The 238-nt window shown below is 67.6% G+C and carries 1 protein-coding gene; it reads left to right on the top strand.

The annotated features are described in order from the left end of the window. The coding region (locus IH68_RS51545) for an acyltransferase domain-containing protein (RefSeq protein ID WP_037886834.1) at positions 1-238 on the top strand (238 nt) is incomplete at both ends.

Genomic DNA, 238 nt, shown 5'->3' on the forward strand with positions numbered 1-238 from the left:
CGAGGCGGGGGAGATCCGGGCGCGTCGTATCCCGGTGGATTACGCCTCCCACACGAGGCATGTGGAGGCCATCGAGGCCGAGCTGGCCGAGGTTCTGGCACCGGTGGTCCCGCGTTTGGGTGTGGTGCCGTTCTTCTCCACCACCGAGGCCGAACTCATCGACACAGCTGGTCTGGACGGCGGGTACTGGTATCGCAACCTGCGTCAGCGGGTGCGGTTCGCGGACGCCGTGCAGGGT

The organism is Streptomyces sp. NRRL S-646, from assembly GCF_000720765.1.
Classification (GTDB): Bacteria; Actinomycetota; Actinomycetes; order Streptomycetales; family Streptomycetaceae; genus Streptomyces.